Source organism: Flectobacillus rivi (assembly GCF_030056655.1).
Lineage (GTDB): Bacteria > Bacteroidota > Bacteroidia > Cytophagales > Spirosomataceae > Flectobacillus > Flectobacillus rivi.
In genome coordinates, this window is record NZ_JASHIE010000014.1 from 140,609 (window position 1) to 153,704 (window position 13,096).

Below are 13,096 nucleotides of genomic sequence, written 5' to 3' on the forward strand. Positions count from 1 at the left end.
TAAGTTGAGAGTTGTGAATGCTGAGTGATGAATGTAAAATTTTAATCGCCCACTAAAACACAACTCCTCTTTGCCTATCCCCTGAACCCTATCCTATAAAAACACTTTGTGTCTTTGTGCCTGTTCACTAAAACCCAACTCCTCTTTGCCTATACCCTAAACCCTATCCCCTAAAAACACTTTGTGCCTATGTGCCTTTGTGCCTGTTCACTATTGCGTCTCCCCTCCTACTTCCACACATACCCTTCCACTCCTTCGTTATTTTTTCCAACGAATAAATGTTTTGGTAGCGCTAGGATAGATTTAATATCTCCTTTGAAAAATAGACCTGTTTGAGCGACGGACATGCTTTCGAAGGCAAACTTTCCTTTATTTTTCAACAAAATACCATAATTGGCGTCAACCTTGCCAATTCTCAAACGCAATTTACTATTATTACCTGCCAACAAAATATCAGTTTTGCCATCCTTATCAAAATCTTGCAAAGCTATCGCATACACAGGAGCATATTGCGCTTGCATCGGTAATTGATGTGCCACAAATTTCCCTTTTTGATTTTCCAGAACCAATGTTTTCAAGTTAGTAATCTCCAGTCTATGAGCTTTCTCTAAAGCTGCTTGGTCAAAAACGTCCTCTATGGTTGCCTTCGCAAAAGTGGCATAATCTGGAAATTTCTTTTTCAAAATTGGCATCTGTTCTGCCATTTCATCTCTGGTACAAGCAGGATACGACTTTCCTTGAATATAATAATTGAGGAAAAAGTCAACCGTTCCGTTCATGTCAAAATCATCAAAAGCCAAGCTAGCTGGCTCTACTTTCGAAGCACGAATTTGGGTATTGAGTCCCATATTTCCCAGTACTAAATCCAAGTCTTTGTCTCCATCCAAGTCGGCTTGTGCAATACTTGTGTACCAACCTGAAGGAATATCTGTTGCCTGAATTTCAAACGTTCTGCTACCCTTATTTTTTAGGATTATCGGACTCATCCACTCTCCTACGATAACTAAATCAGTTGTACCATTTTGATCAAAATCATCTGCTTCGACACCCGTGATCAAGCCGTATGCTTCTAGTTCTTGTTTGGTAAAATGTCCCTTCCCGTCATTCCAAAGGATAGCACTCTTTTCTGCCACTGGAAAACGGTTAGGTTGAATATGACCACCTACAAAAACATCTAAATCGCCATCTTTATCAAAATCCGAGGCTTTTACTGTTTTAGTATTCAAACTATCTTCGATAGTTTGTGCAAGTTTTAAATTTCCTTTTCCATCATTTAACCATAACTGGTCTTGCTGTTCGCTCAATTGTGCATTGGCATAATTTCCAACTGTCACATATACATCTAGCCACTGGTCGCCATTAAAGTCTCCAACTACGGCATCTTGTTGAAAGACTGGCGGTGCCGAAAGTTTTTGTAGAGTAAAACCTTCTCCTTTTGCCAGATAGATTACTGGCGACGACAAAGCATTTCCACATACCCAAACATCCATTTGTCCATCTTTATTAAAATCACCTGCTACCATTTTGGGACCTGTGTAAGAATAGTGCATTGGCAACATTACCTGACGGTCGAAGTTATTGGTAAGAGCAATCTCAGAAACCACCGAAGGAATGGTTGTTTTGGTAAAAATTGGATTTACTTTTTGCTCCGATTGAAGAGCATTACAAGTTGGTGTTTTCTGATAAATTATGTCGTATTTATTATCAGCTTTAGGTTGACACAGTTCTGTAATAGAACCTTGCGCATCAGGCCAAAATACTTTTACAGAAATAACTTTCCCAGTACCAATCCCAAAAGTCAAGGGCTCAATACTACTCGACTGGAAACCACGACTATTGGCTATTTCTTGGGTCAAAGTCATTGTGGAATCTTTTACTTGCACACGAACATGCACTTTAGCACCTATAGCAAAAGGGTTTTGTGAAGAACCTGTCAATTTTACTTTTACCGCATGAAAATCTGGCTGAATTTTTTGACTTTGATTTTCATAAACGTGTGCCTTATCATTTAGGTTGTTTGTAATAATTTCAATATCTCCATCATTATCTAAGTCGGCATACACTGCACCGCTTGCTACAGTCGCACGGTCAAAGCCCCAGTTTACTTGTTCGTTGACAAAGCCTAATTGGTGATTATTTCTAAAAATATAATTCTTGGTTTGACTCGTTGGCATCTGCTTCAAATGCTCTAATAATGGCTTTTTAGAACCATAAGCCTCCTCATCGTTGTAATATTTGATAAAGTCGGCATTGGTATAGTCTTTTCCTAGTCCATTACTTACAAAAATATCTTTGTAACCATCCAAGTCAAAATCTGCCATAAGCGTTCCCCAACTCCAATCGGTATTAGATACACCAGCCAATTGACCGATTTCAGCAAATTGTCCGTTTCCTTGGTTTATCTGTAACATATTACGCATATTGGCATGCCAAAAATCATTTTGCAACTGTGCCTGATAGGTATTCCAGTTGTCTGGCCAAAGCAACAATTTTTGTCGAGCATTATCCTCTGGCAACATATCTAAGGTAAAAATATCGGGTAAATCATCGTTGTTGATGTCGGCAATATCAACTCCCATGGACGAATACGACGTATGTCCAATACGCTCACGAAGCTCATCCTTGAATGTTCCATTTTTCTGGTTGATGTATAAATAATCATCTTCCACGTAATCATTGGTTACATAAATATCGGGATACCCATCCTGATTAACATCCGAAACCATTACTCCCAGACCAAAACCCAATGGGTTTCCTTTGATACCAGCTTGTTCGGATACATCGGTAAAATGCCCCTTATCATTTCTGAAAAGTTTATCTCCTGCATTATAATCACGAGCAGCACGCATAACGGCTGCCTCCTTACGTTGGTATCCAGCTAGGTTATGATTAATCAAAAAGCAATCTAAGTCACCATCAAGGTCATAATCTACAAAACTTGCTTGTGTCGAATACCCTGAATCATCTAGTCCATATTCTTGTGCTTTTTCAGTAAATGTCAGATTATGATTATTGATAAAAAGCTGGTTTTTACGAATTTCATCTGATCTTAAACCAGAATAACAAACATAAATATCCAGCCAACCATCGGCATTAATATCAACCACCGAAACACCTGTTTTCCAAGCACCTTGACGACCAGCTACTCCAGCTTTGGAGGTTATATCCTCAAATTGCATTTCTCCTTTGTTCAAGTACAAAGTATTAAGAACTTGGTTGCCTGTAAAATACAAATCCGTTAAACCATCGTTATTGAAATCGGCAGCAGCAACACCTCCTCCGTTATAAAAATATTCATAATTGAGAATATTTTCCTGTTCAGATTCTGTCACGATATTGGCAAACTGAATACCAGTTTCTTCAGGTGTTTTAAGCGTAAAAAGTGTTTCTTGCTGTTGACAAGAAATACCCATTACACCCCAAAAACCTAGGTAGAATATATTTTTGAAAATATGTTTAATCACTATCAAATGCTTTGTCATGCTTTTATTCCTTATTGCTTATTCACGCCAAGCTTCAGGTTCTTTTTTGGTTCTATATTTGCCTTCTACGCAAGGCGTCAACGGGCCACTTAATGCCCCTGGTGGCGGTGGAATGGTTCTTCCTTGATATACTTTTGGAATAGCAGTATATCCGTCTGAACCAATCGAGCGGTCAATATAAACTATTTTTTGTTTGGCACCGAATACTTCAAAAACACCTAAAATCTTTTCTTCAGGAAAATCTACCGAAGTGATATTGGGACTAAACTGTGTTTCGGCAGGTACGTCAAATAGCGTTCCTGAGCTTTGAGATACATTTTTTATCGTTCTCAAATATTGATAAAGTTTTGTCGGAATAGCTCTTTGCTCAATCTTCAAATAATACAAAGATTTATCTGTGTAAGGAACACTCGCTACTTTTACGCCTCTAATCGTTTGTCCATTCAACAAATTGTCGGAAAGGATATTAATTAAAGTTGAATATTCTATATCAAAACAAGTCTCTGAGCATTTGTAATTTATCAGTTCAGGAACTGTTTGCCCTAAAGGAAAATTATTTTCTATACTACATTTGTTCTGGATATAATCATACCCACGTTCACAGCTTGCACAGTAAAGTGTTCGCTCGTAATGCGTCCACTTCCATTCATAATATTGCTGGGGGTCAGAAGAATCCTTAAAATCGGCAAATACTTGAAAAGCGTATCTTCGTGCATCGTTGGTCGGATAGTCCGTATCTATTTTAAACTGTGTATAAACACTATCTATCGCAGGCGATGCCGTAATTTGCTCTGGTGTTGATTTATATTTTTTTCCATTTTGCAAGGTAATATTTAAGGTATAACTTCTACCTACAACGCCTTGAAACGTAGATGAAGACTCATAAACACCTCCAGAAAGCTCTGAAAGTCTTTCTTGTTTTCCTAAATCATCTTCAAAAAATACCGTCGCACCAGTTATAGGTGTACTTTCGGTATTGATATTGATGTTGGGAGACGAAAAAGACAGATACACTCTATGAGGTCCTTTCAAGTCTGAAAGCGAGGCTTCTACCGACAAATATCGTTCTCCTGTAGCTTGGGTATAATCTCTAAGTTCGTCGATACAAGAACTCAATCCCAGCATTAAACTCAGAATTAAAAATCTTAAATAGGTTTTCATACGCTATGAATGCTAAAGGTCCGTAAAACTTATTTGAACTTGAAATTATAACCTAGGGAAACAATCGGCGAGGCAAAAACACTCAATCGGTAAGCTCTAATTACGTCGTTTTGTGTTTTGAAAAATACCGAATAAGCATTTGAGCGCCCCAAAAGGTTATATACCGTAAATGCCCAACTTCCTTCCCATCGTTTGGTTTTCATACTCGGATTAGAAATAATCCAAGAAAAATCTAATCGATAGTAGTCAGGAATGCGGTCATTGTTTCGACTGGTATATACCAGAATCTTCTGGTCATCAAGCGTATAAGTTCCTACAGGTGCTGTCAACGGACGTCCTGTGCTATAGACAAAATTGAAAGAAAAACTATTGTGCTTATCAGGCTGTGCATTGAACATCAGGTTGAGCGTATGCGGCTTATCATAATTGGTTGGATACCAGTTTCCTTTATTAATACGTTGTTCTGGATATTGACCATCAACTTTCGAAAACGAACGAGCGAAGGTATATCCAATCGAGCCTGTAACCTCTCCTTTTTTCTTCGTAAGCATCAACTCTGCGCCATAAGCCAAACCCTTTCCGTTTAATAATTGAGTTTCGATCGTAGGATTGAGCTGTAGATTTGCGCCTGAAATATAATCAATCATATCTTGAGTTCTGCGATAGTAAGTCTCTACAGATAACTCCCAAATACTTTCTTTCAAATTTTTGAAGTATCCCAATGACACCAAATCGCTACTTTGAGGCTTGATATTATTGTCCGACAATTTCCATCTAGCCGTTGGAAGAGGTGTTGTATTATTGGAAACTAATTGTAAAAACTGATGCATTCGGTTATAACCGAGTTTCAAAGAAGAGTTTGCATCGATGGTATAGAGTGCTGTCAAACGAGGTTCTAGTCCTCCATAATTTTCAATCACACCTGATGTCAATGTACTTTGTAAAAGCGTTTCGCCCGAAAGAGGCTCACCAGCCACATATACTCGCTTAGGAGCTGGTCCCATACTCAAGTATTGTACATAGCGCAAACCCAATTGAACTCTTAGTTTTTCACTAAGCTTATATTCATCATCAACATAAGTTGCCAGTTCGTAGCCCTGTTCTTTATCCAAAATGACTTTGGCAATATTTGACACAATATCCCTGTTCAATATACCTGGCTCTAACTCATATCGAATACCCGATATACCCGCATTGATTTTATGCTTCTCGTTAGGATAGTAGGAAAATTGAGCTTTGAAATTATAATATCGAATCGAATTACGAAGGTCTATCTTATTAGCAGTATCAGGAGCAACCGTCTGGCTTTTGTACAAACTAGAAATCGCAGAAACCTCTAAACTACTTTTACTTGAAAAAAAATGATTCCAACGTAGGGCTAAATTCTGATGTCCGTAAGTAAAATCCGTTTGATTTGCCACTACATTCTCAAGGCTAAACAAAGAATCAACTCGATAAAAATCATGATTAATGTAGGCGGTCAGCGAAATCGTATTTTTCTTATCAGGCTTAAAAAATACTTTGGATGCCAAATCGTAAAAGTTAGCTCTGGTATTTTTTACTTCAGGAGAGCCAAACCATTTAAACCAAAAATCATTAAAGGATACCCGAGCAGAAGTCATCAATGACAGTTTATCCTTAATTAAAGGCGTTTCAAATGTCAAACGATTTGATATAGCACCGATTCCTCCCTGTACACTCCCCTTTTCGAGACTAGGCTCGCTCATCTTAATATCTAACACAGAAGCAGTGCGTCCTCCAAAACGAGCAGGAACACCACCTTTGTACAATTCAACCTCGCGAATCGCATCGGATGGAAAAATGGAAAATAACCCAAACAAATGCGTTGGATTAAAAATGGGAGTGTCGTCAACATATATTAAATTTTGATCAACAGCTCCTCCACGTACATTGATACCATTGCTACCTTCGCCCACGGAGCTTACACCTGGGAGAGTCTGCAAACTTCTCAAAATATCCACTTCTCCCATCATAGCAGGAATCTTTTTGATACCTTTTAAGCTCAACAAAGAAACCCCTAAAGAGGGTGTCTGAATATCCTTACGAGTTGCTACACTCGAAACAATCACTTCTTCAAGCATATTAGATACAGATTGAAGTTCAATCTTCATTTTAGTATCTTTATCTAGCTTGATATACTTTCTAAATATCTTATATCCTACGGCTGAGATTTTCAAAATATATTCACCTTGTGTCAATCTCATATAAAAATTACCTGTAGAATCTGTAATCACACCTGACTTCACATAGTCGATAGAAACACTTGCATTTGGAATGGGTTTTTGGTTTTCTAGATCAACCACATTTCCAACAAGCGCAAAGGTTCGTAGGAAGATTCTATCTCTGTTGACTGACGAATTCAATCTAGCTAGTAATTCATTTGAACTCCTCTGAGTTTGTCCCAAAGAAAAAAAGTTAGCTCCCAAAATACCTACTAGTAGGATGACTATAGGAAGCGTAATGCTATTAATAGGTTTAATTTTTCTCATTAATTCATAGGTTCAAACGATTCAGTTGTCTAGTAAAGCGTATTTGCTTCATTTACATCCAGAAAAGCTATTTTTGGTTTTTTGCACACAATAATACCTTCCACCTCAAAAGCTGGATCTGTTTCACCAACATTAGGGTATTTTTTTGCTTTTCCGACTACCTCAATAACGATTTTATCTTTGTTGAGAGATTTGAACGTAAGAAGCCCTTGGCTCATCAAGTACCCTTCACCTTTTCTTTTCGCTTTGTCTTTGATTTTACCAAACATTACTGTAGAAGTTGAGGAGTTAAACATTCTGATAGGAGCTTTAATGGGTTTTTCTTCATACCATTTATCCGCACCGAAATGAATCATTACATTGCTATCAAACTGATCGAAATAGTTAATAGTAAAAGATTTTTCTACGATTTCGAGGTGACCATGAAAGATACTTTCCTCCTTATAGAAGTTGCTACCTTTGATATGTAAAATAATTTTTGCTTGGTCGTCCTTCAACTGATTATAAACTTCATCAGCCTTGAATTTATCTGAAATTGTACAACCCGAAACCAACAATAAAATTCCAATAAAAAAAACGAATTGACGTACCATTATTTTGAGAGCTTATTAATGTTTATGTAGTAAATAATGAAATAGGTAAGCTGATAATATAATCAGTAATTTTTCTTTTCTGGTAATGTAAGGTATAATAATATCCTTAAAAGGAAAATGCTCGATAAATCGAGCATTTTCCGTATGATTAAACCATCAGAAGACTAGTATCCGTAGTTTTGTTTCAAGTTTGAGTTGATTTCCAATTCTCTTTGAGGGATTGGGAATACAACACGGTAAGCAGGAGACGCTGTTGTTCTGTTATCAACAGGGTTTGCGAAAGTACCAAAACGGATTTGGTCATTTCTTCTCCAACCTTCCCAGTACAATTCACGACCACGCTCAGCCAAAACGTCGTTTGCTGTCAATGTTGCCAAAGCAGCTACACCACGAGTTTTTCTCAAGTCGTTGATGATAGTTAAAGCACCAGCAGTGTTACCACCTCTGAACAAAGCCTCAGCTTTCATCAACAATATGTCAGCATAACGGAAGAATACATAGTCATTTGCAGGAGAATCGATGTCAGTCAAATCTGGAATATATTTGATAACACGAATACCATCTGCTTCGTTTGCTACTTTAAAGTCGTACTTTGCAGTAAAGCTAAGTGGTTTACCAGAACGGTCGTTCAATGCGACACCGTTTTGATCATATTGTTGACCTGCCAAGAAACCTGCACGCAAACCTGACTTGTCAGTCAATCCTGGAACAGCAGCTCCAAAACGGCTATCCGTTTTCTCAAAGCTATTATAGAAATCAGACAAAGTAGTAAAACCATTCCAACCACTCGGAACTTGGTTGTAGTGCGTAGTCATGAAATAACGGTTTCTTACAGAAGAACCATTGTTATTACTAGCACCTTTTTCGTTCTGAATTACAAAAATCAATTCTTTTGAACGAGCAGAGTTTTCGAAGTGGAAGTTATCAAAATAGTTAGCCGTTAAACTAAATTTACCTGAACCAGTAATAGCATCTGCTAATGATACTACTTGATCCAAATCAGCTTTTGCAAACGTAAACGGACCTGCTGGGCTAGATGGATCTTGATCATAAACAGCTTTGTTCAAATAAACTTTAGCCAATAAGAAACGAGCTGCTTCTTTAGTTGCTGTACCTGAATTAGAGCCAGAAGCATTATCCAATGATGGAATATTAGCATTCAAATCAGAAATGATTTGAGCAGCAGCTTCTTTACGGCTCAAAGCTTTTGGCAATGCACCTGGATTTGCAGGATCTCTAAATGTTACTTGACCGAACAAATCCATTGTATAAAACATATAGAATGCACGAAGATAAGTAGCTTCAGCTTTTTGCTTTGCTGTTGCTTTAGGATTGTTAATTACTTCATTGGCAAGAGCATGACCTCTATTTAGATTATTCCAAGCACCAAGAACATCATCACTCTGGTTTGTCCAAGTGTGCGTGTGAAGGTTTCTCCAACGACCATTATCATCCCAGTCAGCACCACGCGTAGGACCTTGCATTTCATCAGAAGGATGCTCTGTCAAAGCGTACACATTTGCTTGATCCGTAAAGTTAGATCCGAGACTTTGATAAGCAGACTTCAATGTTAAATCAGGCGAAATAGATGAAGCGTCAGTCAAACGATCTAGCACAGCATCATCCAAGTTCGTACATCCGATCGCGCCTCCCATTGCTAGTGTTAACAACGAAGGATACAATATATTTTTAAAATTTTTCATTTTTTTATTTCGGATAATGTGGATTAAAGTAAAGTCTTAAGCTATGTCAAAACTAAACTATACAAGTTCTTAGAAGTTAGCGTTGATACCCAATGAGAATGTTCTAGCTTTAGGATACGAGATATAGTCGATACCCAATGAAGGAACACCATTTCTAGTAGCAGCAGTGTTAGTCACTTCTGGATCTAGACCTGAGTAATTAGAGATCAACAATAAGTTCTGACCTGTCAAAGAGATGTTAAGAGACTTAGCAAAACTGTTAGCAGGCAACTTGAATGTATAACCCAATGAGAAGTTAGATACACGAATGAAATCAGATTTCTCAAGGTAGAATGATGACGGTACTGGTGCGTCACCGAATGCTTGACCTGTAGTGCTAGAGATCGTGTAGTTTGTAACGTTGTTACCTTGCTTAACTGATGCTCTGTTCAATACAGCGTTAGCAGTGTTGTTGTAAACGTATCCACCTTGTTGGCCATTGATAAACAAACTAGCGTTCCAGCTACCCAAAGAGAAACTGTTGTTCAAACCCCAAGTCATTGTAGGGAATGGACTTCCTTTGTATGATTTATCTGCAGACAATTTAGTGTTACCGTTTGAGTCATATCCTAAGAAATCAGACAAGAAAAATCCATATAATGGATAGCCTTGAGTGATTGGTTGGATAAATGCTCCTGACAAGCCTTGACCGTACAAGTTACCCGTTTGAATAGTTGCTACGTTTAAACTAGCTACTTCGTTTTTCAAGAATGTTGCGTTACCAGAAACTTCCCAATCCAATTTTTTGCCTGCCAATACTTGGTAAGTTAAAGAAACTTCAACCCCTTTGTTTCTGATGTCAGCAGGAATATTGCTCCATCTTGTAATAGCTACATCTGGTAGTGGTGCAGCAAATGGGAACAACAAGTTATTAGTAGATTTGTTGAAGTAGTCAACAGTACCAGACAATCTTCCTTTCAACAATGAGAAGTCTAAACCGATGTTATAGGCCGTTGTAGTTTCCCATTTGATGTCAGGGTTAGGTACGTTTTCTTTTTGCAAACCACCTGATGAAGAGTTAGGAGCAAAAGTAGCCAAAGAAGTATTTGTAGGGAACTCTTGGTTACCTGTAACACCCCAACCAGCTCTCAATTTCAAATCAGTAAATACTTCTTTCGGAACGAAAGTTTCGTTAGATAGTCTCCATGCACCTGCAAATGATGGGAAATAACCATATTTGTTGTTAGCACCAAATTTTGATGAACCATCCACACGCAAAGTAGCTGTTAATAAGTACTTGTCTGAGTAGTTGTAGTTCACACGACCAAAATATGATTGCAATTCACTCATACCTTTGCTAGAACCTCCAGAGTAAGCTTTGTTTGTTCCTGAGTTATCTACAAAGTTGATGTTGTTTGCCAAATCAAATCCTGCAGGAGAAACAAAATAATTAGCTTGAACATAGTTACTTTGGTTTTCAAATTTTTGATAAGAGAAACCAGCCAAAGCGTCGATTTTGTGTTTACCCAAATCTAACTTGTAGTTCAACGTGTGTTCTAAAGTTGTTGTAGTCAAATAACGGTTTGCAATACGAGCATAACCTTGGTTACCAGGAATGTTTGTTGCAAAACCTGGTGTGTTAGGGTCAACACTTGTTCTTGTTACACCATCAGAATTGTCATAACCAAAGTTAGCTTTGTAAGATAAGTTTGGAAGGATATTCCAAGTACCGCTAATGTTCATCAATGTTCTGTTCGTTACAGCACCACCTCTATATTGATTCAATAAAGAAACTGGGTTACGGAACGATGGAGTACCACTTGTAAAATAAGAACCGTCAGTTGCATAAACTGGGTAAGTAGGGTTAGTTTTGATAGCAGTTGAAATAACGTTACCTTCAAAACCGATGTCACCACCTGTTGCAGACAATTGGTCAGTTACCTTAGAAGTAGTCATTGCTACAGCCAAAATTACTTTGTTATCAAACAATTTGTGCGTAGCATTTACACGAGCTGTAACTTTCTTCATTCCTGAGTTTTTGATAGTACCTTGTTGGTCGTTATAACCCAAAGAGAAGAAGTAGTTAGTATTATCATTACCACCACCGTAGCTCAAGTTGTAGTTTTGAGCAACCGCAGTACGATATACTTGGTCTTGCCAGTTTGTATTAGCTCCTGCATTAATTAATTTGTTGTTTACATCCAAACCAGCAGCAGTAGCTTGTTTCAAGAAATCAGCAGTAGACAATACATCATAGTTTTTGTAGTTGTTTGAAATCGCTGTATTAGCAGAGAAATTCAAGTTACTTTGACCAGATTTACCTTTTTTAGTAGTAATCAATACAACACCGTTTGCACCACGAGAACCATAGATAGCCGCAGAAGAAGCATCTTTCAATACAGAGATATTTTCGATATCACTTGGGTTCAAGAAGTTCAATGGGTTTCTTGCAGAAGTTGTACCAACACCAGCACTACCATCCGTACCTTCAGAAGTGTTACCACCATCCAAAGGAATACCATCTACTACATACAATGGACCATTACCTGAACGAATTGAAGTTGTACCACGAATACGGATATTGATACCTGCACCTGGCTCACCAGAGTTAGGAGTCATTTGAACACCCGCCGCACGGCCTTGCAATAATTGTTCTGGAGAAGCAATCACACCTTTGTTAAAATCCTTAGCAGTCAAAGCTACAACACCACCTGTTGCATCTTTTTTCGTTGTAGTACCATAACCTACTACTACAACTTCTTCCAATGCTTTTGTTTCTGATGCTAATGAAACGTTCACTTGAGAACGGCCACCTACTGAAACTTCTTGTTTTGCATAACCTACAAATGAGAAAACCAAAACAGCATTGTCTGATACATTGTTCAATTTGAATGAACCCGTCGCATCTGTCTGTGTACCTTTGTTTGTTCCTTTTACACTTACAGATACACCTGGTAACCCAGAGCCATCGCCACTGTCAGTAACTTTTCCGGTAACAGTTTTGTCTTGAGCATAAGCCCCAATAGACAAAAGCATAGTTACAGCTATCATCGCGAACTTAAGAAGCCCCGTTGATACTGAACCTTGTCGCATTGGGCGACCAAACCATCGGTAAAAATGATTTTTCATAGGTAATATTAAGATTGGGAAAAATGGTTAATGAAATTTGAGAATGCTATTCACAGCATTTTTGTAGGTAAAAACTCTCATACTAGAGGAATTGTTTTGGGAATTAGTAGCTAGCCTAGTTATGGAATTTTCTTACTAAAAAGTATGAATTTGCTGTGATTTCACACAACAAAGTAGGCGATAAAGTTTCTATAATTCAATTTTTTTTTGAAAAAATTTTATTTCAAAAAAATACTTACTTTTGCCAAAATTGCACTAAAACGATACTTTGCAAACTTAGCACAGTGTAGGACAGATTTGCAAAACTTTGTAAAACTTTGCGTATTCACGTTTTTTGTTAATAAATGTTAAAAACGGCATTATCAGCACAATAAAAAAACATTGTACTTTTCTAATAAATAAAATAATAAATTTTGTGTACTTTAGAACAGTCTAACATTCTTTTATTAATACATTTAAACAGGAAAATTTCTACTTTTGAGCCTATCATCACAAAAAAGTACAATTATTGATTTTACTTTATTTAAAATCATTTTGGT

At 37.6% G+C, this 13,096-nt stretch carries 6 protein-coding genes; all 6 read right to left on the bottom strand.

The features are described 5' to 3' along the window. Positions 1 to 227 precede the first annotated feature (227 nt). Positions 228 to 3,482 (bottom strand): VCBS repeat-containing protein, encoded by a 3,255-nt coding sequence (locus QM481_RS19175; RefSeq protein WP_283382942.1) that lies wholly within the window; start codon positions 3,480 to 3,482, stop codon positions 228 to 230. An 18-nt stretch (positions 3,483 to 3,500) separates the two neighbouring features. Next, entirely contained in the window at positions 3,501 to 4,643 is a 1,143-nt protein-coding gene (locus QM481_RS19180) for a DUF4249 domain-containing protein (RefSeq protein WP_283382943.1), read from the bottom strand. A 29-nt stretch (positions 4,644 to 4,672) separates the two neighbouring features. Then, positions 4,673 to 7,153 carry a TonB-dependent receptor gene (locus QM481_RS19185; protein ID WP_283382944.1) on the bottom strand — a complete coding sequence of 827 codons (2,481 nt, stop codon included), beginning with the start codon at positions 7,151 to 7,153 and terminating at the stop codon, positions 4,673 to 4,675. Positions 7,154 to 7,182: 29 nt separating this feature from the next. Next, positions 7,183 to 7,746 (bottom strand): hypothetical protein, encoded by a 564-nt coding sequence (locus tag QM481_RS19190; protein ID WP_283382945.1) that lies wholly within the window; start codon positions 7,744 to 7,746, stop codon positions 7,183 to 7,185. Between the two features lie 164 nt (positions 7,747 to 7,910). Next, a complete protein-coding gene (locus QM481_RS19195; RefSeq protein WP_283382946.1) occupies positions 7,911 to 9,449 on the bottom strand; it encodes a RagB/SusD family nutrient uptake outer membrane protein in 1,539 nt (512 codons plus the stop codon). A gap of 69 nt (positions 9,450 to 9,518) precedes the next feature. After that, positions 9,519 to 12,557, bottom strand: coding sequence for a SusC/RagA family TonB-linked outer membrane protein (locus QM481_RS19200; protein WP_283382947.1), 3,039 nt, complete (start codon positions 12,555 to 12,557; stop codon positions 9,519 to 9,521). Between the last annotated feature and the right edge of the window lie 539 nt (positions 12,558 to 13,096).